A 26,275-nucleotide genomic window follows, 5' to 3' on the forward strand; every position below is an offset into this window, starting at 1 on the left:
CAACAGCAGAAACCGATTTTAAAGTGTCACTAATTCCTTTAGCGTATATTTAAAGTAGTACAGAGAGAACAACAATCTAGTTACAGCAAATTAACTTAATCAAATCTTTGTATCTAAAAATATAGAATAAGACAGTAATAAGGTTTAGGTAAATTTTCAAGGAAATAAAAATTGCTTATTTCCTTGAAAATTAATAATTAACCTAATTTATTTAGGGCTGTTTTTATACGAGAAACACTTTCCTCTTTTCCAATCATTGCCATAATATCGAAAATATGAGGTCCTTTCATATCACCAACTAAGAATAGGCGTAAAGGAGGCATTACTTTTCCAAAAGATAACTCCTTGTCACCAATCCAAGCTTTTACTATACTTTCCGTGTTTTCTGAAGAAAAATCTTCTATAGGTTTTAGGACTGAAATAAGATCGTTCATGATTGAAGCGGTATCTTCTTTCCATTGTTTATTCGCTGCTTTCTCATTGTATTCAGTAGGAGCAACAAAGAAATAATCGCTCAAATTCCAAAAGTCAGAAACGAAAACCGCACGTTCTTTTATAAGCGTAACCACTTTGGTAACATAATCTAAATTCAGTTTATCATCATCAGAAATGTTCTCCTTTACTGTCGGTAAGAATAACTTAGCTAGCTCATTGTCAGCTGTTTCTTGAAGATAATGCTGATTGTACCATTTAGTCTTTTCTGGGTCAAAACGCGCTCCAGATTTATTAACACGGTCTAAACTAAAGGTTTTTACCAATTCATCTAAAGAAAATAATTCTTGTTCCGTGCCAGGATTCCATCCTAATAAAGCCAAGAAATTTATAACTGCTTCTGGGAAGTAACCCGATTCTTTGTACCCAACCGATTCGTTCCAAGAAAGAGGGAAAACCGGAAAGCCCATTTTTTCACCATCTCTCTTACTTAATTTACCTTTTCCAACAGGTTTCATAATCAATGGTAAATGCGCAAATTCTGGAGCATCCCAACCAAATGCATCATACAATTGTTTGTGTAACGCCATAGATGGCAACCATTCTTCTCCACGAATTACATGGCTAATTTCCATTAAATGATCATCAACAATATTTGCTAAATGGTATGTTGGCATACCGTCACTCTTAAATAAAACCTTATCGTCTAAAACGTTGGTATCGATTTTAATTGAGCCGCGAATTAAATCCTGTAAGTGTAAGGTTTCATCTGGCGGTGTTAAGAATCTAATTACATAATCATCGCCATTGTCTAACTTGGCTTTAACCTCTTCTGGCATTAAAGACAATGAATTATCAAGCTTTAATCTATTATGCCAATTGTAAATAAAGGTTTTACCTTTTTCTTCATGATCTTTTCTGTGCCCATCTAGACTTTCAGAAGTATCAAAAGCATAATATGCATTACCGCTATCAACCAAATCATCTGCATATTTTTTATACAACGATTTACGCTCGCTCTGTCTATACGGACCAAAGCCGCCATCTTTACCAATACCTTCATCAAAAGGAATTCCGCACCAATTCAAAGAATCAATAATATACTGCTCGGCACCTTCAACATATCTATTTTGGTCTGTATCTTCTATTCTTAGAATAAAATCTCCACCATGTTTTTTGGCAAATAAATAATTAAATAGGGCAGTGCGCACACCACCAATATGTAAAGGCCCTGTAGGACTAGGGGCAAAACGAACACGAACTTTCTTTGTCATTTGGCAAAGGTATAAAAAACACCTTTAGCCATATATCTACGGTCCATTAATTAATTTCTGAAAATCAAAAATATTTACAAATTCCCTTTACAACTCTAGTATTCAATAATCTAGTACAGATTAGAATTAAAAAAGAATATTTGACCCCAAAAACCAAGTGAAAATTCTAGATAAAAACGATATGAAATATCTGATTTATAAAATTGTAAAAACATATACGAATACAATTTGTTCAACGTTAATTAAAAATCTTAAACCAAGAAAAATGAAATATTATTTGAACTTCCTTTATGTGTTTTAAATTCTATTAGTTACAGGCTGTAGCTCAGATTCTACTGACGATTCTATGACTGAGGTAGATAACACACGCGATGAAATTACACTACTTCTTTAGAAATTGAGTTTCAAGACATATCACAAACTAGTGCTAAAATTATGTGGACAAAAGTTACCGCATCTAATAATAGTACTGTAAGTTACAGTTTGTTTCTAGATGATGAATTACTAGCAGAAATTCTTAGCGAAATAGAATACAATGTTGAGGAATTAGAAATTATACAGTAAAGGTGATTGAAACCGCTGAAGATGCAGAAGACAGTATAAATACATCGGAGCTTCATACTTTGGGTACGCCACCATCTGCTTTTCCTATTACCTATGATTTTATTACTTGTGACGTAGTTGGTATTGACTGGCAAACACCTACTATTGAAGATGGTTCTGATTATTATTACAAACTTTTTACAGACGGTGAATATCATAAGACCTACGGTTCTTACACAACAGAAACCACAGGTTTTATAATGGTTGTTACTGAGGGCGAAGAACACACTATTAAAGTTATAGCTATTAGCTATAGCGGGGCAGAAACAGAAGAAGAAATTACATTTTTTCAAGAGCCATGTCCGTTACCAACAGATTTTGAAAGAAATACTGACTATGAAGTCATAGTTACCGCAAGAGCACAAAATACTTATATTACCAAAGAATCTACAGCTTCCTTCACTACCACTAACGATTACCCAGTACACCGAGATATAACAGTATGGGAGGCAAAATTAATTACACAGGACAGTCAGTATTTTCCAGGGCAATTAAACGTTACTTACTCAGAAGAATTAGTCAATTTTGATATTGACAAATGGGTTGCGGTAAATTATGAAATAACTAACTACAGTATTTATAATTCTTCAGTATCAAGTAGCGTTCTAAGTGAAGAAAACTACAACGCAATAGCTGCTAATAAAACAGGTTACTTTCTTATTGAAGATAATGGTGTAGATAACCAACTTAATTATGAAGTTATTTTGGAAACTAAATAGAATTATCAATTATTATTTTCTACAAAAGGTGCTATGTATATTTAATATATATCGCACCTTTTTCTTATAAACAGTTAGTGATTAGAAATTCCTTTTAACAAATAATTCCTACTAATCAGTCTTTTAATCCGTTATCTTGGTATAAAAAACGCAATTGCAAGACTATAAGCACATTTTAGACCGGTTAAATCAGTTCATTCAAAAGCATTATTCTCAAGTACTTTTAAAAGGAGTATTATTGTTTTTTGCATTTGGATTGTTGTTTTTTCTGATAATATTAGGCATAGAGTACTACCTATGGTTAAATACAACAGGCCGATTGGTATTATTTGCCATTTTTATAGGTGTCGAACTCTTTTTACTCTTTAAATATATACTTACTCCTATTTTCTATCTTCTAAAATTAAAAAAGGGAATTGGTCCAAAAGATGCCGCTACAATTTTAGGCAAGCACTTCCCAGAAGTAGGAGATAAGCTTACCAATTTATTAGACCTAGCCGAAAATCCTCAACAATCAGAACTTTTATTGGCAAGTATTGCTCAACGTTCCAAACAAATGGACACCATTCCTTTTTCTAGTGCCATAGAATTTAAGGATTCATTAAAATATTTGAAGTATGCAATTATCCCACTTCTTATTATTGGGGTATTATATATCTCTGGGAATTGGAATAACTTTTTTGGAACCTATGAGCGTGTTGTTAATTATGAAATGGCTTACGAAAAACCTGCACCATTTCAGTTTGAAATTTTAACAAATAACCTAAGCACTTTACAAGACGAATCTTTTACTATTCAAGTTGCTACAAAAGGAAGTGTAAAACCAGAAAATGTATTTATTGTAATTGATGGAAAATCAATTTTATTACAACAACAAAATGGATTTTTTGAGTATACTTTTTCACCGCCACTTACTACCACAAACTTTAATTTCAGTGCAAATGAAGTTACATCAAGAGAATACTCCCTTATAGCATTAGAAACTCCTTCTATTGTAGATTTCATTATGGATTTAACATATCCTTCCTATTTAAAAAAGAAAAACGAAACTATAAAAAGCACCGGAAACGCAGTAATACCGGAAGGGACAAAAATTACTTGGAAAATATTAGGAGAAAATACCGATAAGATTAATCTAGTAACCAATGACACTATAATTCCATTTAATAAGGATGGAAACACGTTTTCAATTGAAAAACGTGTATACAATAACCTTAATTATGAATTAACCACCACCAACCAAAACGCACAAGATTATGAGCGACTATCTTATGATTTTAAAGTTATTAAAGATAGCTATCCTACAATTAAAGTGAATCAGGTTTTGGATTCTATAAATCCGAATGTATCATACTATGTAGGAAGTGCAACTGATGATTACGGATTAACTAATATAGATGTAATTTATTTTGAGGTTGGAAATGAAAACGAATCAAAATCAATTAGTCTTACCAAACCAAATAATAACTACCAACAATTTTATTACACCTTTCCATCTGGGTTAGAAATCGAAGCCGGAAAAAATTACGGTTTCTATTTTCAAGTAACTGACAATGATGCAATACATAATGGTAAGAAAACAAAAAGTCAAATATACCAACGAGTATTGCTGGATGAAAATCAACTTAAAAACAACGAACTTGAGTCTCAAAAATCATTAATTAAAGATTTAGATAATTCTCTAGAACGTTCAAAAGAACAAAAAGAATCTTTGAAAGAAATTAACCAAAATCAGAGAGAAAAAACCAGTCTAAATTTTAATGATAAAACTCAAATAAAAGACTACTTAAAAAAGCAAGAGCGTCAAGAAGAACAGATGCAAAAATTTAGTAGGGAATTAAAAGAAAATCTAAATAATGAAAATAAGGATAACAAATTAAACCAATTGTTACAAGAGCGATTAGAACGTCAAGAACAAGAAGCCAAAAAGAATCAAAAACTTCTAGAAGAATTAAATAAAGTTGCTGATAAAATCAAAAAGGAAGATTTAACTAAACGCCTAGAAGAACTGGGAAAAAAGCAACAAAATAGTGAAAGAAGTTTAGAGCAATTATTAGAATTGACCAAACGGTATTATGTTACTGAAAAAGCTTCGCAATTAGCAAGAGATTTAGAAGAGATTGCTAAGAAGGAAGAAGAATTATCTAAAAAAAATAAAGAAGAAAATACTCCTGAAAAACAAGAAAAATTAAATGATGAATTTCAAAAGATTTCAGAGGAACTGAATGACCTAAAAAGAGACAATGAAAAGCTCAAAAAACCGATTGATCTAAAATTAGACAATGCTAAGAAAGAAGCAGTAAAAGAAGACCTAAACGATGCGCTTAAACAACTAGAAAAAGAAAAAAATTCTGAAGAATCTTCAGAATCCAAATCAAAATCTGACGCGAGTAAAAAACAAAAATCTGCTGCGGATAAAATGAAGGTAATGAGTGAACAATTAGGAGAATCTTCTTCTGGAGGTGGAGGTGGTTCATCTGTTGCCGAAGATGCAGAAATGCTTCGACAAATTCTTGATAACCTTATCATATTTTCATTTAAACAAGAGACGCTCTTTGATAAACTTACTGCACGAGAAGACCAAGATGCTACTCAATATTCAGAAACAGTTCGTGACCAAAATGAATTAAGGGGTCTTTTTGAACATGTAGATGACAGCCTTTTCGCGCTATCACTTAGACAGGCAGAACTTTCTGAATTTGTGAACGAACAAATTACTGAAGTCTATTACAATATCGATAAATCATTAGAAACAATGGCCGATGGACAGATGTTTCAAGGAATATCCCATCAAAAATATGTTCTAACAGCTGCAAATAGTCTTGCGGATTTCCTAGCAGGAGTTATGGATAATATGCAAGAAAGTATGCAAATGGGAAAAGGTTCTGGACAAAGCGAAGGTGGATTTCAATTACCAGATATTATAAAAGGTCAACAGGAATTGGGAGAAAAAATGGGTCAGCAAGGTGATTCCGGAAAAGAAGGCAAGGAAGGAAAAAATGGTGAAGGAAAACAGGGTGAAAATGGGGAGAAAGGAGATGGTGGAAAACAAGGCGAAGGCGGTAAACAAGGCGCTAATGGAAAGAGCGGGCAAGGAACCGGCGAGGGAAAAAATGAAGGTGAAAATGGAGGAAAAGGTAATGGAAAAGGCGGCAAAGATGGAAAAGGTGGAAGTGATGGGAAAGGAAATGGACAAAACGGTATAAATGGTGGGGAGGGACAAGGTTCAATGAGTGAAGCTGAGTTAAGAGAAATTTACGAAATCTACCAAAGTCAACAAAAAATTAGACAAGAATTAGAAAATCAATTAAAAAATATGATTAATAGCGGTGATCAAAAACTTGGTCAAAAGCTTATTAAACAAATGGAAGATTTTGAGAACGACTTGCTAGAAAACGGAATTACACAACGTACTATAAACAAAGTCAACACTATACAATACGAATTATTAAAATTAGAAAACGCAGCTTTAAAACAAGGGGAGAAATCTGAAAGAGAAAGTAGTAGAAATACTAAAAATTTCACAAATCCCATTACTACTAAACCCTCATTATTAGATAATTATCATAATGAAGTTGAAATTTTAAATAGGCAAAGCTTACCTTTGCGGCAAAATTTTCAAACAAAGGTTAAAGAGTATTTTAAAGCAAATGATTAATTATAATTACCTAAGCGATTTTAAATTAGAAGTAGAAGATAAATTCAATTTATGGATAACAGCATCTTGCCAAACGGAAGGATATAAAATTCAAGAATTGAATTACATTTTTTGCGACGATGATTATCTACTTAAAATCAACCAAGATTACTTACAACACGATTATTTAACCGACATTATTACGTTTGACTATGTATCTGGAAAAAATATTTCTGGAGACTTATATATTTCCATTGATCGAGTTAAAGAGAACGCAACAGAATTTAATGTAACTTTTGAGAACGAATTAAAGCGCGTAATGATCCATGGGGTTTTACATCTTATGGGTTATTCGGATAAATCGGATACAGCTACTACCGAAATGCGCGCTAAAGAAGAAGAAAAAATAAAGCTGTTCCACGTGGAACAATAGAAGATATGTTTGGAGAAGAATATGATGTAATTGTAGTTGGCGGAGGACACGCCGGTGCAGAAGCGGCAGCAGCAGCTGCAAACTTGGGTTCAAAAACCTTATTAGTAACCATGAATCTGCAAAATATTGGACAAATGTCATGTAACCCAGCCATGGGAGGAATTGCTAAAGGGCAAATTGTTAGAGAGATTGACGCTCTAGGAGGTTATAGCGGAATTATATCAGACAAATCTGCTATACAATTTAAGATGCTAAACAAATCTAAGGGTCCTGCAATGTGGAGTCCAAGAACCCAAAATGACAGAATGCGATTTACAGAAGAATGGCGTTTAATGTTAGAAAGAACGGAAAACGTAGATTTTTATCAGGAAATGGTATCTGGATTGTTAATAGAAAACAATAAAGTTGTTGGAGTTAAAACATCCTTAGGAATAAATATAAAATCAAAATCTGTTGTTTTAACTAACGGAACATTCCTAAATGGATTGATACATATTGGTGAAAAACAATTTGGTGGAGGTAGAGCAGGTGAAAGAGCAGCTACAGGAATAACCGAACAACTAGTTGAATTAGGATTTAAAAGTGGGAGAATGAAAACCGGTACACCACCAAGAGTGGATGGTAGATCATTAGATTATTCTAAAATGATTGTACAACCAGGAGACGTCATCCCAGAAAAATTTTCTTATACCAAAACAAAACCATTAGCTCATCAGCGAGATTGTTACATGACACATACCAGTGCAATGGTTCATGATTTATTGAGAGAAGGATTTGATAGATCACCCATGTTCAATGGGAGAATTAAAAGTTTAGGACCAAGGTATTGTCCATCCATAGAAGATAAAATAAACAGATTCGCAGATAAAGACAGTCACCAAATGTTTATTGAACCAGAAGGATGGGAAACTGTCGAAGTCTATGTCAACGGATTTTCAACTTCTTTACCGGAAGATGTACAGTTTAAAGCATTAAGATCTGTTGTTGGCTTTGAAAACGTAAAATTCTTTAGACCTGGTTATGCAATAGAATATGATTACTTTCCACCAACTCAGTTGAAACATACCTTAGAAACTAAGCTAGTTGAAAATTTATATTTCGCTGGTCAAATTAATGGAACTACAGGTTACGAAGAAGCAGCTTCTCAAGGATTAATGGCTGGGATAAATGCACATTTAAAACTGCAAGAAAAAGATGCTTTAATATTAAAAAGAGATGAAGCCTACATTGGTGTTCTTATAGATGACCTAATTACCAAAGGCACAGAAGAACCATATAGAATGTTTACTTCTAGGGCAGAATATAGAACATTGTTAAGACAAGATAATGCCGATTTAAGATTAACACCATTAAGTCATTCTATAGGTTTAGCCACAGATACCCGCATGAAAAGGATGGAAGAAAAATTAGAGCAATCTGAAGCATTAATTAACTTCTTTAGAGAAACTAGTGTTCTTCCTAAAGATATTAATCCCATTTTTGAAAGCGTTGATTCTTCTTTAGTAAAACAATCAGATAAAATGTACAAAGCATTTTCAAGACCTAACGTTACCATGGACCACATGTTACAACTAGAAGTTGTTTCGACGTTTGTAAAAGAAAACAATTTTGATAGCGAAATATTAGAACAAGCAGAAGTACAAATTAAATACTCAGGATATATAGCAAAGGAAAAAGTAAATGCAGACAAGCTACATAGACTAGAAGCTGTAAAGATTCCAGCCAATTTTGATTACTCGAAATTGAAATCTTTGTCATTTGAGGCAAGAGAAAAAATGACAAAAATTCAACCTGTTACCATTTCACAAGCATCAAGAATTAGCGGAGTTACACCAAGCGACATCAGTGTTCTTTTAGTATATCTCGGAAGGTAGGACAAATTGTTCCACGTGGAACATTGAAAATTTAATAAATATCAAATCCATCAACCAAGCCAAATATATGCTTGATAAAAAAATAAAATTCAAAACAAAAGATTATTTAGTAAGCCAGGAAAATTTCAATCTAATTTTTGATAAAGAATCCGACATGCTAATAACTGAACCACAACCTAAAAATTTAGAAAAATATTACGACCCTAAAAACTATATTTCTCACTCTGATGACAAAAATAGTTTTATAGAAAAAGTATATCAACAAGTAAAAAAAATAACCTTAAACAAAAAGGTAAAACTAATCGACCAATATTCATTAGATGAGAAAAGCCTTTTAGATATTGGTTGTGGTACAGGTGAATTTTTAGCTTATGCTAAAAATAAAAATTGGAATACTGTTGGGGTAGAGGTTAATCAGAATGCAAGAAATAAAGCATCAAATAAAAACCTTAAAATATATAAGAGCTTAGAAGATTTACCAAACAGGCAATTTAATATAATAAGTTTATGGCATGTACTAGAACACCTGCCTAATTTAAACGAAAAAATATCTCTTATAAAAACAAAGTTAGATGACAATGGAACTTTAATTATAGCAGTACCAAATTATAAATCCTATGATGCAAAACATTATAAAGAATTTTGGGCAGCATATGATACGCCTAGACATTTATGGCACTTCTCACAAGATGCAATTAAAATACTATTTAAGAAACATAATTTTAAAGTAACTAAAACACTACCTATGTATTTTGATTCTTTTTATGTTTCTCTTTTATCCGAGAAATACAAAAATGGAAAGTCAAACTATCTAAAAGCATTTTACAGAGGTTTAATGTCAAATATTAAGGCAAAATCAAATGGTGAGTATTCTTCTCTTATATACATCCTTAAAAAGAAATAAAAAGCCATTTTAAAGCGATTTAAGGAGGTTTGAATTCATTATCATACACTCTATCATAAATTTTATAAAAAGCTTTTAAATACAACTTAAATTAGCTACTTAAAATAAGATTTATTTATTATAATAATGTTTAATATAAGAATATCTTATTTAATCAAAAATCACATTACTATTATCAATTTTAAAACAATTACATTCTAAAACCTTTATTACTTTTGCAACTCACAAAAATGAAAAAATGAAAAACCTAATTGTAATTTTAGCTATTGCATTATTAGCTTCTTGCCAACAAGAAAAAATTGGTTACGTAGATAACGTAAAATTGATGGATGAATATCAACAAAAAATTGATGTCGAATCCAAATTCAAAGTAAAGGCAGATGCCTTAGCTAAAACTAGAGATAGTATATCTCAAGCTTTTCAAATGGAAGCGCAAGCATTCCAAACAAAAGCACAATCTATGTCTCAATCAAAAGCTCAAGAGGAATATGCCGCTATGCAACAGAAAGGACAAATTATTGGTCAACAACTTCAACAGCAAGACCAACAATTACAAATGGAAGGTCAAACTGAAATGGACAGCATAGTTTCTAAAGTAAAAGAAGAAATTAAAGCTTACGGAAAATCTAATGGATACTCTTATATTTTAGGTGGAGGAGATGGTGGTAGTGTACTTTACGGTACAGAGGCAAATGACCTTACAGCTGATATTGTTAAGCTTCTTAACGATAAATACAAGAAATAACGAAAACATATAGAATAAAAGAAGCCAGTTAATAGCCGGCTTTTTTTTATTCTATAATATTGGTTTCAAATCTTTCCAACTCATGTTCAATATTAAACTTATTCTTAGGTAAAAAACCTTTTACAACAAGAACTAGTCCGCATATAATAAGAATGATTCCAATAATTTTTTTAACCAATAATATTCTAGCAGGAGTTAACTTACGCTTTAATTGCTTTGCTAAGAGTATTTTGAAAATATCAGTTACAAAATAGGAGAGAAGTACCGTGGAGAAAAAAGTAAAGAAACGATTGGGTTGATTATCTAAACTGGGACCAACAATAATAATTATACCTAACCAAAATACTAATACTCCAATATTAATAAAGTTCAGCAAAAAACCTTTTATAAAAAGACTAAAAAAATCAGATTTTCTAATTTTTTTAGACTCCACCGGTATAACCTTTTTATCAACTTTAAAAAAAGTAAAAAGTCCGTAAATCAATAGAATAACACCACCAAAAACATATAAACCTGGTTGGTTACTTAAGTTTTCTAGAAGTTGAAAACTACTAAAATAAGCAACTAATATAAAGAGAATATCCGCTAATAAAACACCTAAATCAAAAGTTATAGCAGCTCTAAATCCTTTAACAGCACTTGTTTGTAAAAGAACAAAGAATACAGGACCTACCATAAAACTTAAGAAAAAACCTAAGGGAATTGCTGCCTGAATATCTTCTAACATCTACTATTACATTCTTTTAATTGTACCACCAAAAACTGTTTTTTCTTCTAACTTTTTTGGATTACCAAATACTAATACCTCACCACCAGCTTTAACTGTAGCCTTCACATAATCCCTAGCATAAATCTCTGCCCGTGATCCTGCATTTACATTGATAGTTGAAAAATTCGTTTCAAAATTTTTACCTTCATAAACACCACCAGTGTTTATTTGAACATCTTGTAGATTAGAAGTACCAGTAGTTCTTATTATTCCACCAGAAACGGACTTTATTAACATCTGTTCAACATTGGCACTAACTATTAATTCTCCACCTTCTTGAGCTTTTAACTCTAATACATCTTGTTGAATTAAATCTTCAGTTGCAATTCTAGCATCCTCATTGACATCTATCACCAAAATATCGCCAGCATAATATAAATCTACAAAGGTTTTATATCCACTAAAGATTTTACCGATTTGCATTCGGATTTTTAAAACACCTTCGTTATTAACGATAGCTACCTTATCAGTATTTTCACCTGATATGATTACTTTATTTTCTGTAGACTTTATTAAGTTAATGGATAACCCATCAAATCCTTTCAATTCTTTAAAAGGTTCTAAACTTTGGGTAATCTTATTATCCTGGCCAGTAACCAAAAGACATCCTAAGAGAAACATTATTACTAAAACTTGTTTCATTCTTTTACGTGTAATTTTTGTAGAAAAACTTTTTTAACAATAGTTTTTCCTATTCAGCCATCATATACCAAAATCCATTCCAAACTATTTATTACTATCCGGAATCAAAGCAAAATCTAAATGCCTTTTAACTAAATCGGTACTCTTAACCATAACAGTTATCTCGTCACCTAAAGTATATTTCTTTTTGGTACGTTCACCAATAATAGCATATTGCTTCTCATCAAAGATATAATAATCTCCTTTTATGTCTCTAATACGAATCATTCCCTCACATTTGTTAGCAATTATTTCCACATAAATTCCCCACTCTGTAACTCCACTAATAACACCACGGAACTCTTCATCCTTATGATCTTGCATGAATTTAATCTGCATGTACTTAATAGAATCTCGCTCTGCGCTAGAAGCTAAGTACTCCATATCTGAAGAATGCTTACATTTCTTTTCAAACTCCTCTGCATTAGCAGAACTACCACCATCTAAATAATGCTGTAATAATCTATGCACCATAACATCTGGATACCTACGAATAGGAGAAGTAAAATGAGTATAATAATCAAAGGCTAAACCATAATGCCCAATATTATCAATTGTATAAATAGCTTTACTCATACTACGTATTGTTAGCGTATCTACCATATTCTGTTCTTTTTTACCTTTTACATCTTGTAGTAATTGGTTTAAAGAAGAACTTATAGATTTCTTATCCTTGAAATCTAATTTATGACCAAATTTAGAGACGATACCATTCAAAGCCATTAATTTATCTGGGTCTGGATCGTCATGAATTCTATAAACAAAAGTCTTTTTAGGTTTTTGTTTTCCAATAAATTCTGCCACCTTTCTATTTGCTAACAGCATAAACTCCTCTATAAGCTTATTAGCATCTTTAGATTCTTTGAAGTAAACACCTATTGGATTACTGTTTTCATCTAAATTAAAACGTACTTCAACTTTATCAAAGGATAATGCTCCTTGATCCATACGTTTATCTCTCATAATTTTAGCTAACCTATCCATTTCCAAAGTTGCCTCAACAACATCTTTAGAAACTGTATAAGCAGCATCTCTTATAGATATATCTTGCGGTATATCGCCGCTACCGGTCTCAATGATATATTGAGCCTCTTCATAGGCAAAACGTTCGTTAGAATCAATTACAGTTCTACCAAACCATTGATTTCTTATTATTGCATTTGTATCCAGTTCAAAAATGGCCGAAAAGGTATATTTCTCTTCATTAGGTCTTAGTGAACATGCATTATTAGAAAGAACCTCTGGTAACATAGGTACCACACGATCAACTAAATATACAGATGTGGCTCTTTCATAAGCTTCATCATCTAAAATAGTATCCTTTTGTAAGTAATGAGATACATCGGCAATATGAATACCTATCTCATAATTCCCATTTTCTAATTTTTGAAAAGATAATGCATCATCAAAATCCTTGGCATCTTTTGGATCTATAGTAAATGTGAGCACATCACGTACATCTCTACGTTTTTTAATCTCTTCCTCTTTTATACTTGTATCTAATCCATCAGCAAAATTCTGAACATCTGCTGGAAAAGAATATGGTAAACCGTATTCAGCCAGAATTGAATGAATTTCAGTATCATGTTCTCCAGGTATACCTAAGACTTCTGTTACTTTACCAAAAGGAGAATCAACATCATCTGGCCAATCTGTAATTTCTACCAGTACTTTTTCACCATCTTTTGCATCACCTAATTTATCTTTAGAAACAAAAATATCGGTATACATTCTAAAGTCAGAAGGTCTTACAAAAGCAAAAGTCTTTTGCATATCAACAATACCAACAAAGGTGGTTTTGTATCTTTCAAGTACTTTAACTATCTCACCTTCAAGCTTTTTACTTTTACTTCTCGGGTAGATATAAACTTCTACTTTATCTTTATGAAAAGCTTTGTTTAATTTATTGGCAGGGATAAATATATCATCATCCATACCATCAACAACAATATAGGCATTTCCTTTACCTGTTACATCTACTGTGCCTTCGTAATAGGATTTTGTATTTTCTAAAACTTTATACTGACCTCTTTCTACTTCTTGAATTCTTTTTTTCTCTTTAAGCTCCGTTAATCTTTTAATCAGGGTATTTCTATCTTGAGCTTCTGTAATATTAATCTTAGCAGCAATCTGCTTATAGTTGAAACTTTTATTCGGGTCCTTCTCTAGAACGGTAAAAATACCCTTGGTAATTTCGTTCTTTTTATGATTATTCGCCTTCTTATTTCTTTTTGACATTAAACTTTTAATTTATTGGAAAATTACGAATTATAATTCACTACCTGTTAGTCTACTTCTTATTGAAAAGTTAAGTAAATAAGTTGTTATTAACATATATATCATAAATGTCATTTTTTCTTTTAAATTAAATTAAATATTAATGATTATTATAGCTTGTTAATATCTGCAATAACTTATTTGGATATTACTTGACATTATGAGATACTAATACTTGTTGACGATCTATTTTTATAATCTACAATTGAGAATCAGTATTTTGAGAAGTTATTAAACGTGGTTTATAACTGCTATTAACATGAATTTATTAATAACTAAATGTAATTTTAATGTTAACTAGGGTTGTTAATTTGATGAAAATCATCTAACACTTTATAATATTTAAATTCGTGTTAAGAAGATTAAAAGTGTAAGCAGATATCAACTTTAATAACCAAATTTTTAAGCAACTTTTTCTAAACAATTTATGCAGGGAGTAATCTCGCTTATAACATACTAATTAACAATTATTATTATTTACAAGGTAACTATTGTTGTCAACCCCTCTAATTTTGTTGTGAAACGCTGATTATTGTACCTTTAGCATGGTTTAGTTCCACCCCCACTGGATATAAATCATGAACAATTAACCTTTAAATATTACGCATATGAAAATAGCTATTGGAAACGATCACGCTGGTACAGAATATAAGTTAGCTATTATAGGTCTATTAAAATCTAAACAGGTTGAAGTTATAAATTATGGTACCGATGGCACTAATAGTGTTGATTATCCTGATTTTGCGCACCCCGTTGCATTAGATGTTGAAAGTGGTAACGCAGATTTTGGTATTTTAATCTGTGGTAGTGGTAATGGAGCTTGTATGACCGCAAACAAGCAACAAAATGTTAGAGCTGCTTTATGTTGGACAAAAGAGATAACTAAATTAGCTAGAGAACATAATGATGCTAACGTTTTAAGTTTACCAGCTAGATATATAGCACTACCTCAAGCACTTGAAATGGTTTCTACTTTTTTAAATACTTCTTTTGAAGGTGGTAGGCATGAACGCAGAATTGAAAAGATTCCACTACAATAATCTGTTGTTAACATTGTTAATAACCTGAAATTAGATATTTAACTATTTCATTTTTAAATAGTTATTAGTTTATAGATATGAACATAACTGGTTAAATAAACAAATTAATGCTAGATATTAAGATTAAAGAATTTAAAGAATTAGATATTCAAGAGCTTTACAAAGTACTACAATTGCGAAGTGAGATTTTTGTAGTGGAACAAGATTGTGTTTATCAAGATATAGATGGTAAAGATGATAGGGCCCTTCATGTTATAGGACTAAATGATAATGAGGTAGTTGCTTATACACGTATTTTTAAATCGGGTATCTATTTTGATATGGCTAGTATTGGTAGAGTAGCTGTACATAAACAACATAGAAAGTTTGGTTATGGTAAAGTAATTATGGAAGCTTCTATTAAAGCTGTAGAAGAACGTTTTAGTGAAAATGAAATAAAAATTTCAGCTCAAAAATACCTTACCAAATTTTATACTGATTTAGGATTTAATGCAACAGGAGAAGAGTATTTAGAAGACGGTATACCTCATATAGCAATGATCAAAAAATAAAAAAGCCCGCAACTTGCGGGCTTTTTTATAAGTTTTATTGAAATAGAATATTTAAATTTTAATTGGTGTTTTGTTGGTTAGATTAATATCCTCTAACATACTATCTGTAAATTTATAATGGCCCCTGGTAGTAATAATTCTAAATCTGTTAGAGTTCATTCTACTTAAGGTATCTAAAAAGAGCCATTTAGATTTAAGTAATCTCGTTTTAGGAGATTTAAGACTAATATCAAAATAATATTTTCTACCATTTTTAATAGCTACTATGTCTGGTGTAATATTATCCTCTTTTCCTTTTCTAGAATAAGATTTAGGAGTTTCGTAACCCTCCATATCAGCTTTTATATTCTCGAACCCAGTGGCTTCTAGATGTTGAATTGATTTTTCTAAAAATTCTATATTTTCTGACTTTTCTACTTTTACCATACCTAATAAAATAACAAAAAAAAGGACAATTCCTAATTTTAAACGTTGATTAACAATATGTTGTGGTTAAAAATTAAAAAGAAGTACGTTTTTTTAAAAAACAAGTATATCCTAAAAAACAAGAAAAGAAAGAAGATTAACTAGGTTGTTTTAATTTTTTCGGCAAGGGTTTCACCAATTTTTTTTACAACACCGACTACTAGTGCATTACCCATAAAAAATGCTCTTTTTGTATTTGAAATACCATCTAGTAATGTGTGATTATCAGGGAACATATTTAAGCGTTCCAATTCAACAGGTGTTAATCTACGCAGTCCTTTTTTAGTATTGATAACGTGTTTAAATCTTGATGCGCTTTTACCACCTTCCCCTGTAATAATTGTTCTTGAAGCATTGTCTAGAGCATCAGGAAAAATCATATTACCTTCATTATAATGATAAGCAAAACCAGATTTAGAAGTTCGGGTTTCTTTTTTAGCTCCTTTTAAGTAATGCCACTTATCGTGCTCCTCAATAGGAATATAAAATTCTTCTGGTATGCTTTCTTTTTGCAAAATATCTGCTAGTACTGTTCGCTTTCCAGTATAGTTAGCAGTTGTCTTTGTAGTGTGTATTTTACCATTTATAAAAACCCCGGTATTTTGAAAGGGAGATAATTTTTCACCCAAATTAAAATTTTCAGATAGCGATACTAAGTTATCGGTGATATCGAAAGAAGTCATTTTTGAAGAAGTGCTTGTTATCGGAAAAGCGGTTGCTATAGTTCCCTTTTCAAAAATCCACTCTTCGGCTGTAGCTTTTTTAAATTGTTTATAAAGCGGAGTAGATTTATGGTATCCTAAGAAAAAAATACGTCTTCTTCTTTGCGGCATTCCGTAATCTGCAGCATTAATAACCCGCCATTCTACTGCATAACCTAAGTCATCTAAACTTTTAAGCATTATGGCAAAATCTCTACCGCGTTGATTAGAAGGAGATTTTAGTAATCGATCTACATTTTCAAGAAATAGGTATTTTGGTGGGTTCTTTTTTTCCGATAAAATTCTATGAATACTCCACCATAAAACCCCTTTTTTACCAATAAGACCTTTAGAATTATTTAGGGTTGATGCAACCGAGTAATCTTGGCAGGGAAAACCACCAACTAGAATATCTGCATCGGCAATATCCTTGGTAGGCACTTCAGAAATATCTTTATTGCGATGGTTTTGGGGTCCAAATCTAGCTTCATAAACCTTTGAGGCATGCTGTGTTTTAGTACTGGGTTCCCATTGATTGCTCCAAACTACCTCATAGCTATCAGTATCCTCCAATCCTAAGCGAAATCCACCAACACCTGCAAAAAGCTCTATGACCTTTAGTTTCTTCATTTGCGATAAAATTACATAATTTCACATGGTAAATACTACTAGAAATTATTTTAGAGATGAAGAGAATACTGTTACAGAAGACTTTTGTGTTGATTTTGATTGCTTTAAATACTGCATGTGGCGTACATATGGACGAAAAAAAAATGATGGCAAATGAAATTGAAGGTGTCAAGAATGTTTTTGCACCAGATAAACGAACGGCTCTTTTTAATATAGAAGTATTAGATGGTCCATCAGGTTTTACTTTGGTTGGCGAAACCAACTTGCCGAAAGCAATAGATTCATTGAAAATTGTTTTAAAAGAAAAAGGTATAAATGCTAAGAATGAAGTAAGAATATTACCTGCTAATGATTTAGAAGGTATGACAAAAGCAATTATCAACATTTCTGCAGCAAACCTTAGAAGCAATCCAAAACACTCTGCAGAGTTGGCAACACAAGCTACTTTGGGGACTGTTGTTAATGTTTTAAAGAAAGAAGGAGATTGGTATTTGATACAAACACCAGATATGTATTTAGCATGGGTAGATCCAGGTGGAATACAGTTGATGACAGAAGAGGATGTAGCGCAATGGACAGCATCAGAAAAGATTATTTATACTAATACATATGGGCATGCATTTACATCTATAGATGCTAAAAATAGAGTGTCTGATCTAGTTGCAGGAAGCTTATTAAAAGTTTTGAATAGTGATGATAATTTTTTTGAAGTAGAATTTCCAGATAGTAGAAAAGCTTATGTTTCTAAAGAAGAGGCTCTAGAATATAACACTTGGTTATCAAACTTAGATTACCAAGCAGATTCACTTATAGAAACTTCAAGAACACTAATAGGTGTTCCTTATTTATGGGGTGGTACTTCTACCAAAGGAGTTGATTGTAGTGGGTATACCAAAACCATCTACTTTTTAAACGGTATGGTAATACCACGAGACGCATCGCAACAAGTACATGCTGGTATGCCAATAGATTCAGTTTCAGATTTTAGTAAATTAGAAAAAGGCGATTTGTTGTTCTTTGGAAGAAAAGCAACAGAAACAACTTCAGAGAAGGTAGTTCATGTTGGTATGTGGATCGGTGATAATCAGTTTATACATGCATCTGAAATGGTACGTATAAGTAGTGTTGATAAAGATTCTCCAAATTACGATGAATTTAATGTTGGACGTTATTTAAGAACGCAACGATTATTAAATCAAGAAGATCCGCTACTAAAGAATTTAAATATCACTAAACCGCTAAAAGATTAACCTAAGTTTATAGAATTGGTAGTTCATCGTTTTTAAGATAAAAATTATAACATTGTTATGTTAAGCTCGTTTTATGATAGTTCACTATCAATAACTTGCTATGAAAAAAACGTTATTATTTGTTTTAATCTGCTGTTTTTTAGGATCATTTACAACTATTGCTCAAAACGATGTTGGTACATTATATTTTAAGGATGGTAGGAAACTTCATGGTCTTGCCAAGCTTATAAATGGCGATCAAGTAAAGTTTAGAAACGCAAAAGGAGAGAAAGCCCAACGATATCATTTTGAAGATTTAGCACAGGTAGTTATCAACGATAGGGAAGAACCTTCCACGTATATCTATTTAGAAATTCGCAAAGGTTTTTTTAATGTTGTTAGAGAATTAGAAATAGGACCTGTAAGTTTATATGTTCTTGAACAAAGAGGTTATTCAGCACCAATGTATGTGGGTGGTGCAAACAGTCAAATGAATATGATGCTCAGCAACTTTTACGACATAAACAATTTATATGTTAGTAAAGGAAACAGTGGAGAAATTACGCATTTAGGCTCAAATCAACTTTTTAGCAAAAATTTTAAAAATGCAGCATCAGAATATTTTTCTGATTGTCCTGTTTTAGTAACTAAGATTCAGAACAAAGAGTTTAAGAAAAAACATGTTAAGGACATAGTCAACTTTTACAATCTTAAGTGTAATGAGCAGCAGGCGGTTATCCTAAAGAAAAACCAGTAATAATTCCTTTTTAAATTATCTATTCTGAAGCAATAAATTCACGAATGTCTTTGCTCAATTTTATTAAATCTGGCTCATGTGTATACATCATATGGCCCGCTTCATAATATTTCATATCAACACGTTCTTTTACTATACCATTTCTATCAAAAGTATATTCTGCATCAAAAAACGGAGTAATTAAATCATAATATCCACTTGCAACCATTATTTTCATTGCAGTATTTCTACGCATAGTTTCACCTAAATCTGGAGCAGTATTTACAGGCATAGGTTCCCAATATTTACCATCGGGTACTGTTCTCCATCTCCAATTAGACCCACCACCAGAAGTTATATAGGGTCTATCCATTTTAATCTTTAATTCTGAAGCAAAATAATGATTTAAGCTAGCAGTGTAGGCAGCACTTATTTGATAACTTGCAGCATCGCCCAAATGAGGATTTTCTGATAGTTTATCAGCTTCATCACCCATAAACCGTCCATCTAATCTACCAATGGCTAAACCCTTGTCAGACAATAATTGTTTTTGAAAACGGCCCATTAAAATTCGTAAATCAGATTGTAGAATATAGTTCTTTTCCAACCCTGTGAAATAAGATAGTTTTTCTGCTATCGTGTTCTTTTCAGCTTCACTTAAAGAATTGCCTTTATACAAAGAAGGTATATAGGTGTTGTATGTAAAATCTCTACATTCTTGTGTAAAGCTTTCTAAAGACTTGCCCTGACCTGCTTTTTTATGATACCAAGCAGTAGCAGCCATGCTGGGTAAATAAGTAATGAATGAAGTAATATTGTTCTTTACAGAAGTAGACCCGGCATAATCTAATGCTTGAGAAATTAAAATCATTCCATTTAAAGCCATATTTTGCCCAGAACCCTCTAAGGTTTTTCCAAGTGCAGCAGCACGTGTAGTTCCATAACTTTCACCCGCTAAGTATTTAGGAGAAAACCAACGTTCGTTTTCGGTAACCCACTTTCTTATAAATTGTGCAAATGAATCTACATCTTCTTTTAAACCGTAAAAATCTTTTCCTTCACCCTTGCCAACTAATCTGCTATAGCCTGTACCTACAGGATCTATAAAAACCAAATCTGTTATGTCTAATAGTCCATGTTCATTGTTTACTAAATTGTAAGGTGCTGCACCATCATCGTTTTTAGCATCAGAATCTACTTTTACAATTTTAGGTCCAAAAAATCCCATATGTAACCACATTGATGCAGAACCCGGACCACCATTAAATACAAACGTGACCGGTCTTTTGGTAACATCTCCTATATTGGATTTTGTATACGCCACAGACCAAAATGTAGCAATAGAATCGCCATCCTTATTAGTTAAAAAAGTTTCTTTAGCTGTTGTGGTATAGTCCATAGCTGTACCACCAAAAACACCTTTGTGCTTGGTAATAAAAGATTTTGCTTCTGGTATGGGTTTCTTTTTAGTTTCCTTTTTTGGTTCTTGAGCTTGCGAAAATTGAAGAAACAATAGGCTGGTAGCTAATAATAGTAGATTTCTCATTTTGAGTAAAAGTATTGATGGTATTGTTAGTTTGTACTTTTAAAAGTAATGATAATATATGAACGGATATTCTGGTATTGATTGGAATACGTCTTAATAATCGCCTCATCTAAGATATCAGGACATTGAGTATATTTATATATGTATTTTTTACCTCAGTTCCCTTTCTTAATAATTCAACTAAACACCATCAACATGAATAAACAACAACTTAAATCGCAAGTACTAGGTGCCTCCCTTTTATTGTTACTAGGTTGCGGAGTTATCAATTCTCAAGAAACAAATGATGGGTGGGAAACCATGTACAACGGAAATGATTTAAACGGATGGACAACAAAAGTTCACCACTATGAAGTTGGGGATAATTATGCAGATACCTTTCGCGCTGAAGATGATATGGTGAAAGTGAGATATGATAAATATGAGGGAGATTTTAATAATAGGTTTTCACATTTATACTATGATAAACCCTTTTCAGATTTTCATTTTACGGTACAATATAGATTTGTTGGGGAATTATATACTGGCGCACCAGAGTATACCATTTTGAATAGCGGTGTAATGTTTCATTCGCAAGACCCACGGACAATGTTGAAAGAACAAGATTGGCCTATAAGTGTAGAAATACAGTTTTTAGCAGGTATAGAAGAGGGTAAAGAACGCCCAACAGGTAATATGTGTTCACCAGGTACCGATGTAGTTTTTGAAGGTAAAATTGATCCTAGACATTGTATCAATTCAACTTCTGATACGTATTATGGGAATCAGTGGGTAACAGCAGAGTTAGTAGTTTATCACGATTCGTTAGTTAAGCACATCATTAATGGTAAAACAGTGTTAGAATACACAAAACCACAAATTGGGGGTGAAGTAGCAAATGGTTATGATCCTAAAATGAAACAAGATGGTAAGCTTTTGAAAGAAGGTTTTATTGCATTACAAAGTGAAGGTCAGCCAATTGATTTTAGAGATATTAAAATCAGGAATCTAAAGGGGTGCACTGATCCAAAAGCAAGTAATTATAAGGAGTATTACCATGTTTCAGATACAAAAGCATGTACCTATAATTAGATTGGTCACTTAAGAATTAAGTAAAGTAAACTATTTCAAAATAGCGCTATACTTAGAATTGTTGCTTAATAATTCTGTAGCCGCTAGAATAGCGTCGTCATTATTTAAGTAATATTGATAAAGACCGTCTCTGTAGAAATAACGTTTTACGATTTCATCTTCTAGATTCTTTTGTATTTCGCTCTGGTACTTATCTAATGCATTTATTTTACCTTTTTCAATGTTCGCTAACAAGGTTTTGTAACTATCCTTTACATCAGAACCTAAAAAGTCGTTTTCATCCCCTGAAAGTGCCTTTTTAATTGCCTGCTCTGCCTTGGTTTCAAAAGAGAAACTACTTTGCTTTACATAATTTTTAAATTCATTAAAATCAGAATCAGAGAATTTAAAATCTGAAACGTTATTTAAATTATGAGCATAATGATAATTGGTAGCATAATCGAATATGACATTGTTCTGTAGCAATGCTAAAGTAAGGTCGTTGGTTTTGGAAGTTGCTACTTCTATGTCTGGTAAAATACCACCACCATCTTGTACTTTTCTACCGTTACGGGTTGTAAAATCATTAAAAGTAGTATTGCGAACGGCGTTACCACTATCATCCCTGTTCCAATAATCTAACGATTGTATGCAACGACCAGAGGAGGTATAGTATCTAGAAATAGTAACTTTTAATTGTGTACCATAAGTTAATTTAAGAGGGCGTTGTACTAAGCCTTTTCCAAAACTTCGTGCACCCATAATTACTGCTCTATCTAAATCTTGCAAACTACCAGAAACAATTTCACTGGCAGAAGCACTACTACCATTTACTAAAACAACTAATGGAATTTCTTCATCTACAGGTTGATTGTTGGTATGATACTCACGATTAAATTTCTTGACCTTAGATTTTGTGGTAACCACTAACTCTCCTTTTGGAACAAAAAGATTAGTAACATTTATAGCTTCAGATAATAATCCGCCAGGGTTGCCTCTTAGATCTAAAATGATTTTCTCGGCACCTTTTCCTTTTAAGTCTAATAGGGCAGATTTTGTTTGCTCTGTAGCTTTGGCATTGAACTTGGCCAAAACAATGTATCCGGTTTTGTTGTCGATCATTTTAAAGAAAGGAACTGCATCTACCTCTATTCCTTCACGGGTAATACTTGTAGAATTAATTTTCCCTTGTCTTTTGTATGTTACATTGACCGTAGAGCCATTAGCCCCTTTTAAAAGCTCACTGGCATTATTTTCAAAATCGGCTACCTTGATATCTCCAATCTGTATTATTTCGTCACCGGCCTTTAAACCAGCTTTATCTGCCGGGTAACCTTGGTGTGGTTCAATAATTAGTAATTTATCGTCAAAAGAACGTACCATTGCGCCAATACCAGAGTATTCTCCCGCATTATTTATTCGGTAAGTCTCTACGTCTTGTTCGTTTAAAAATTTGGTATAAGGATCTAATTCCTCTAGCATATTTTTAATGGCTGTATCCATTAATTCTGCCGGGTTAGTTTCATCCACATAATTCATGTTCAATTCCTTGAACAGGGTGGTAAAGATTTCAATCTGTTTAGCTATTTCAAAAAAGTCACTTTTATAACTACTTCCAATAAATAGAAAGGCAATGGCAATTATGGGTACAAGTACTTTTTTACTTATTATTTTTTTCATCAATCTGTAGCTTAAACTTGTTTAAAACGAGCTTCATTTTATGATCTAACTGCTCAAAGGTGGGCATATCCTTACCAAGGTATAAAAATAGAAACGCAAAGTTTGCATCTGTATTGTTAAAAACCAGTGCTTTATTAAGTCTATAAGACTCTCTAAGCAAACGTTTAATCTTGTTTCTGTCTACTGCACTTTTAAAATTACGTTTGGCAACCGTAACCCCGGTTTTAATTGGTACTTCAATATTCTCTACGGATAGATAAATTAATTTCAACGGATATACAGAAATACCGCTACCCTCTTCAAACAATTGTGTGATGAGTGTTTTGCTTTTAAGTTTTTCCTTTTTTCCGAAGGATTTATCCATTATAAAATAAATATTAAAAAGAATTTGCCCCCAATAAGGGGGCATAAATATCTAAAACTTTAGAAGAAGATACTATTCTGCTTGCCAAACATTATTTTCTAAATTCACATCTGCCATTAACTGAGAAGGATCTAAAACAATTGCTTTTATGGAAGACATTGGTTTATTGATTACAAAATCGTAGGTAGGGTAAGCCCAGGTCCAGTCATCTATAACCGTTCTTTCAATACCATCATATGGGTTTGCTTTTTCTCCGCGCATCATACGTAACGGCGCATAAAAAGTTTCTCTTGTATCATCATTGTAAACAACCAAAATATCCATAGGCATTGGCATTAAACCAACACGCTCTAAGGTAACTTTGGTAGTATTTTCTGATGTTGCAACTTCTTTAATTGCATAGTCAATAGTATTTGTTGTCTGTGTCCAATCTGTTAAATACCAATCTAATTCAAAGCCAGATACTTTTTCCGCAACACGTTTAACGTCATTTGGTACTGGATGTTTAAACTTAAACTCATCGTAATACCTACGAATAGTTTCCATTAATTTATCTTGACCAATAACATAACCTAGTTGAGATAGAAAAATAGAACCTTTGCTATATGCAGAAATGCCATATGCAAAATTAAGAGCGTAACGATCTGCATATGTACCTTGAGGTTGTTCTTTACCTGAAAGAGCTAAGTTTCTATAGCCTTTGTACGTACTCTCAAAAGGATTTTCTTTTTCGTAGTCCATTATTTCGCTCATGCAAAGCTTTGAGATAAAAGAAGTAAACCCTTCATCCATCCACTCGTGTTTAGCTTCATTTGTTGCTAAAATATGTTGAAACCATGAGTGAGCCATTTCATGCGCCATTACACCAACAAGACTTCCAAATTTACGATCACCGGTTATAAGTGTTGACATGGCATACTCCATACCACCGTCACCACCTTGAATTACCGAATATTGATCATAAGGGTATTGACCAATGTTCTTATTGAAAAACTCCATTGCCTCTACTGTTTTAGGCTGAAGATTTTTCCAGTTTTCTAAGATTTTAGGATTGTCCTTATAAAGAAAATGAAGTACAGGTCCATTAGGTACTTGTTGAATATCATGAATGTATTCTGGATCTGCAGCCCACATAAAATCATGTACCATTGGGGCTTTAAAATGCCAAGTTAACGTTTTACCTTTTTGCTTTTTAACCTTAGTACCTGGTGTCTCATAGCCATGACCAATTTCGTTTGGGTTTTGTAAATAACCTGTTCCACCAACTGTATAATTTTTATCGATAGTCAATTTTACATCAAAATCACCCCATACACCTTGAAACTCACGAGCTATATAAGGATCTGCATGCCAACCTTCAAAGTCATATTCAGCCAATTTTGGAAACCACTGGCTCATTGATAAGGCAACACCTTCTTCACTATTTCTACCAGAACGTCTAATTTGTAACGGAACTTGACCTTTAAATTCCATATTAAAAGTAGACTTTCCTCCTGCAGGTATAGGCTTAGCTAAATCAACAACCAAAATGGTACCTTCTTCTGAATAAGAAACTTTACTACCATCTTGTGTTAATGAGGTAGCATGTAGGTAACCCATTTCACTTTCGGTAAGTAAAGAGATTCTACTTTTTTTGTCTACGGTAATCATTCGTCCGTCTGGATCTGCAATAGTTTGTAAACGAATATCCATTTCACTACCTGGCTGAAAAGCATTAAAGTACAAATGGAAATACACGCGATTTAACTCGTCGGGAGAATTATTGGTATAGACCAAGGTCTGTGTACCGGTATATTGAAAATTGTCAACATCCATATCTACAGCCATGGTATAATCTACATGTTGTTGCCAATAGTCGGTTTTATTCTGAGCAAACAATCCAACTGTAAATAATACCGTAAATAATGTAAAAAATGATTTAGTCATGTGAGTTGT

22 protein-coding genes are annotated in these 26,275 nt (G+C 32.5%); 12 read left to right on the forward strand and 10 right to left on the reverse strand.

Annotated elements, in window-relative coordinates; all coding sequences use genetic code 11:
* Positions 1–197: 197 nt before the first annotated feature.
* Entirely contained in the window at positions 198–1,706 is a 1,509-nt protein-coding gene (gltX, locus tag P178_RS0106805; protein WP_027065510.1) for a glutamate--tRNA ligase, read from the reverse strand.
* A 435-nt stretch (positions 1,707–2,141) separates the two neighbouring features.
* On the opposite strand from gltX, the gene P178_RS23635 reads away from it, so the two are divergent.
* From P178_RS23635 to P178_RS0106840, 7 genes are all read left to right on the forward strand, one after another.
* Entirely contained in the window at positions 2,142–2,270 is a 129-nt protein-coding gene (locus P178_RS23635) for a hypothetical protein (RefSeq protein WP_262493281.1), read from the forward strand.
* 2 nt (positions 2,271–2,272) lie between these two features.
* The gene (locus P178_RS0106815; protein WP_027065511.1) at positions 2,273–3,028 is read left to right on the forward strand and encodes a hypothetical protein; all 756 of its coding nucleotides are present in this window, start codon (positions 2,273–2,275) and stop codon (positions 3,026–3,028) included.
* A 154-nt stretch (positions 3,029–3,182) separates the two neighbouring features.
* Positions 3,183–6,686: a DUF4175 family protein gene (locus P178_RS0106820; RefSeq protein WP_027065512.1), complete on the forward strand. Its 3,504-nt coding sequence runs from the start codon at positions 3,183–3,185 to the stop codon at positions 6,684–6,686.
* Positions 6,679–7,098, forward strand: a complete 420-nt coding sequence (gene ybeY / locus P178_RS0106825) for an rRNA maturation RNase YbeY (RefSeq protein ID WP_027065513.1) — start codon at positions 6,679–6,681, stop codon at positions 7,096–7,098. The genes P178_RS0106820 and ybeY overlap by 8 nt, the downstream gene beginning before the upstream one ends.
* A 5-nt stretch (positions 7,099–7,103) precedes the next feature.
* Positions 7,104–8,972, forward strand: coding sequence for a tRNA uridine-5-carboxymethylaminomethyl(34) synthesis enzyme MnmG (gene mnmG, locus P178_RS0106830; RefSeq protein WP_027065514.1), 1,869 nt, complete (start codon positions 7,104–7,106; stop codon positions 8,970–8,972).
* A gap of 67 nt (positions 8,973–9,039) precedes the next feature.
* Entirely contained in the window at positions 9,040–9,876 is an 837-nt protein-coding gene (locus P178_RS0106835; protein ID WP_027065515.1) for a class I SAM-dependent methyltransferase, read from the forward strand.
* Between the two features lie 238 nt (positions 9,877–10,114).
* On the forward strand, positions 10,115–10,621 hold the full coding sequence (locus tag P178_RS0106840) for an OmpH family outer membrane protein (protein ID WP_027065516.1): 507 nt from the start codon (positions 10,115–10,117) through the stop codon (positions 10,619–10,621).
* Positions 10,622–10,667: 46 nt separating this feature from the next.
* Here the strand turns inward: P178_RS0106840 and P178_RS0106845 are convergent, their stop codons facing one another.
* From P178_RS0106845 to rnr, 3 genes are all read right to left on the reverse strand, one after another.
* Positions 10,668–11,348 carry a LysE family translocator gene (locus tag P178_RS0106845; RefSeq protein ID WP_027065517.1) on the reverse strand — a complete coding sequence of 227 codons (681 nt, stop codon included), beginning with the start codon at positions 11,346–11,348 and terminating at the stop codon, positions 10,668–10,670.
* A gap of 6 nt (positions 11,349–11,354) precedes the next feature.
* Complete coding sequence (locus P178_RS0106850; protein ID WP_027065518.1) at positions 11,355–12,032, reverse strand: head GIN domain-containing protein; 678 nt, start codon at positions 12,030–12,032, stop codon at positions 11,355–11,357.
* An 84-nt stretch (positions 12,033–12,116) separates the two neighbouring features.
* Complete coding sequence (rnr, locus tag P178_RS0106855; RefSeq protein WP_027065519.1) at positions 12,117–14,309, reverse strand: ribonuclease R; 2,193 nt, start codon at positions 14,307–14,309, stop codon at positions 12,117–12,119.
* A gap of 647 nt (positions 14,310–14,956) precedes the next feature.
* On the opposite strand from rnr, the gene rpiB reads away from it, so the two are divergent.
* Together rpiB and P178_RS0106865 are read left to right on the forward strand one after the other, a co-directional pair.
* The gene (gene rpiB / locus P178_RS0106860; RefSeq protein ID WP_027065520.1) at positions 14,957–15,388 is read left to right on the forward strand and encodes a ribose 5-phosphate isomerase B; all 432 of its coding nucleotides are present in this window, start codon (positions 14,957–14,959) and stop codon (positions 15,386–15,388) included.
* A gap of 107 nt (positions 15,389–15,495) precedes the next feature.
* Positions 15,496–15,939 (forward strand): GNAT family N-acetyltransferase, encoded by a 444-nt coding sequence (locus P178_RS0106865; RefSeq protein ID WP_027065521.1) that lies wholly within the window; start codon positions 15,496–15,498, stop codon positions 15,937–15,939.
* Positions 15,940–15,990: 51 nt separating this feature from the next.
* Here P178_RS0106865 and P178_RS0106870 read toward each other — a convergent pair whose 3' ends face one another.
* Positions 15,991–16,365, reverse strand: a complete 375-nt coding sequence (locus tag P178_RS0106870) for a hypothetical protein (protein WP_027065522.1) — start codon at positions 16,363–16,365, stop codon at positions 15,991–15,993.
* Between the two features lie 140 nt (positions 16,366–16,505).
* A complete protein-coding gene (gene dcm, locus P178_RS0106875; protein ID WP_027065523.1) occupies positions 16,506–17,735 on the reverse strand; it encodes a DNA (cytosine-5-)-methyltransferase in 1,230 nt (409 codons plus the stop codon).
* 56 nt (positions 17,736–17,791) lie between these two features.
* Here dcm and P178_RS21600 point away from each other — a divergent pair, with 56 nt between their 5' ends.
* Together P178_RS21600 and P178_RS0106885 are read left to right on the forward strand one after the other, a co-directional pair.
* Complete coding sequence (locus tag P178_RS21600) at positions 17,792–18,985, forward strand: C40 family peptidase (protein ID WP_036145833.1); 1,194 nt, start codon at positions 17,792–17,794, stop codon at positions 18,983–18,985.
* A gap of 100 nt (positions 18,986–19,085) precedes the next feature.
* Complete coding sequence (locus tag P178_RS0106885) at positions 19,086–19,721, forward strand: hypothetical protein (protein WP_027065524.1); 636 nt, start codon at positions 19,086–19,088, stop codon at positions 19,719–19,721.
* 19 nt (positions 19,722–19,740) lie between these two features.
* On the opposite strand, the gene P178_RS0106890 is transcribed toward P178_RS0106885, so the two are convergent.
* Positions 19,741–21,246 carry a S10 family peptidase gene (locus P178_RS0106890; RefSeq protein WP_027065525.1) on the reverse strand — a complete coding sequence of 502 codons (1,506 nt, stop codon included), beginning with the start codon at positions 21,244–21,246 and terminating at the stop codon, positions 19,741–19,743.
* Positions 21,247–21,441: 195 nt separating this feature from the next.
* Between P178_RS0106890 and P178_RS21605 the strand changes: the two genes are divergently transcribed.
* On the forward strand, positions 21,442–22,317 hold the full coding sequence (locus P178_RS21605) for a DUF1080 domain-containing protein (RefSeq protein WP_051638267.1): 876 nt from the start codon (positions 21,442–21,444) through the stop codon (positions 22,315–22,317).
* A gap of 30 nt (positions 22,318–22,347) precedes the next feature.
* On the opposite strand, the gene P178_RS0106900 is transcribed toward P178_RS21605, so the two are convergent.
* The 3 genes from P178_RS0106900 to P178_RS0106910 all read right to left on the reverse strand — a co-directional run bounded on the left by P178_RS0106900 (position 22,348) and on the right by P178_RS0106910 (position 26,266).
* Complete coding sequence (locus tag P178_RS0106900; RefSeq protein WP_027065526.1) at positions 22,348–23,976, reverse strand: S41 family peptidase; 1,629 nt, start codon at positions 23,974–23,976, stop codon at positions 22,348–22,350.
* Positions 23,957–24,340 (reverse strand): ribonuclease P protein component, encoded by a 384-nt coding sequence (rnpA, locus tag P178_RS0106905; RefSeq protein WP_027065527.1) that lies wholly within the window; start codon positions 24,338–24,340, stop codon positions 23,957–23,959. The genes P178_RS0106900 and rnpA overlap by 20 nt, the downstream gene beginning before the upstream one ends.
* 72 nt (positions 24,341–24,412) lie before the next feature.
* A complete protein-coding gene (locus P178_RS0106910; RefSeq protein WP_027065528.1) occupies positions 24,413–26,266 on the reverse strand; it encodes a M1 family metallopeptidase in 1,854 nt (617 codons plus the stop codon).
* Positions 26,267–26,275 lie beyond the last annotated feature (9 nt).

The organism is Maribacter sp. Hel_I_7 (genome assembly GCF_000688315.1).
Classification (GTDB): domain Bacteria; phylum Bacteroidota; class Bacteroidia; order Flavobacteriales; family Flavobacteriaceae; genus Maribacter; species Maribacter stanieri.

What these genes read in the sequence shown, in the direction of transcription:
- P178_RS23635 (WP_262493281.1), top strand. Translation starts at nt 2,142, where the DNA reads ATGTGGACAAAAGTTACCGCATCTAATAATAGTACTGTAAGTTACAGT.
- P178_RS0106890 (WP_027065525.1), bottom strand. Translation starts at nt 21,246, where the DNA reads ATGAGAAATCTACTATTATTAGCTACCAGCCTATTGTTTCTTCAATTT.
- P178_RS0106845 (WP_027065517.1), bottom strand. Translation starts at nt 11,348, where the DNA reads ATGTTAGAAGATATTCAGGCAGCAATTCCCTTAGGTTTTTTCTTAAGT.
- rnr (WP_027065519.1), bottom strand. Translation starts at nt 14,309, where the DNA reads ATGTCAAAAAGAAATAAGAAGGCGAATAATCATAAAAAGAACGAAATT.
- gltX (WP_027065510.1), bottom strand. Translation starts at nt 1,706, where the DNA reads ATGACAAAGAAAGTTCGTGTTCGTTTTGCCCCTAGTCCTACAGGGCCT.
- ybeY (WP_027065513.1), top strand. Translation starts at nt 6,679, where the DNA reads ATGATTAATTATAATTACCTAAGCGATTTTAAATTAGAAGTAGAAGAT.
- rpiB (WP_027065520.1), top strand. Translation starts at nt 14,957, where the DNA reads ATGAAAATAGCTATTGGAAACGATCACGCTGGTACAGAATATAAGTTA.
- P178_RS0106835 (WP_027065515.1), top strand. Translation starts at nt 9,040, where the DNA reads ATGCTTGATAAAAAAATAAAATTCAAAACAAAAGATTATTTAGTAAGC.
- P178_RS0106850 (WP_027065518.1), bottom strand. Translation starts at nt 12,032, where the DNA reads ATGAAACAAGTTTTAGTAATAATGTTTCTCTTAGGATGTCTTTTGGTT.
- dcm (WP_027065523.1), bottom strand. Translation starts at nt 17,735, where the DNA reads ATGAAGAAACTAAAGGTCATAGAGCTTTTTGCAGGTGTTGGTGGATTT.
- P178_RS21605 (WP_051638267.1), top strand. Translation starts at nt 21,442, where the DNA reads ATGAATAAACAACAACTTAAATCGCAAGTACTAGGTGCCTCCCTTTTA.
- rnpA (WP_027065527.1), bottom strand. Translation starts at nt 24,340, where the DNA reads ATGGATAAATCCTTCGGAAAAAAGGAAAAACTTAAAAGCAAAACACTC.
- P178_RS0106910 (WP_027065528.1), bottom strand. Translation starts at nt 26,266, where the DNA reads ATGACTAAATCATTTTTTACATTATTTACGGTATTATTTACAGTTGGA.
- P178_RS21600 (WP_036145833.1), top strand. Translation starts at nt 17,792, where the DNA reads ATGAAGAGAATACTGTTACAGAAGACTTTTGTGTTGATTTTGATTGCT.
- P178_RS0106870 (WP_027065522.1), bottom strand. Translation starts at nt 16,365, where the DNA reads ATGGTAAAAGTAGAAAAGTCAGAAAATATAGAATTTTTAGAAAAATCA.
- P178_RS0106885 (WP_027065524.1), top strand. Translation starts at nt 19,086, where the DNA reads ATGAAAAAAACGTTATTATTTGTTTTAATCTGCTGTTTTTTAGGATCA.
- P178_RS0106865 (WP_027065521.1), top strand. Translation starts at nt 15,496, where the DNA reads ATGCTAGATATTAAGATTAAAGAATTTAAAGAATTAGATATTCAAGAG.
- mnmG (WP_027065514.1), top strand. Translation starts at nt 7,104, where the DNA reads ATGTTTGGAGAAGAATATGATGTAATTGTAGTTGGCGGAGGACACGCC.
- P178_RS0106900 (WP_027065526.1), bottom strand. Translation starts at nt 23,976, where the DNA reads ATGAAAAAAATAATAAGTAAAAAAGTACTTGTACCCATAATTGCCATT.
- P178_RS0106840 (WP_027065516.1), top strand. Translation starts at nt 10,115, where the DNA reads ATGAAAAACCTAATTGTAATTTTAGCTATTGCATTATTAGCTTCTTGC.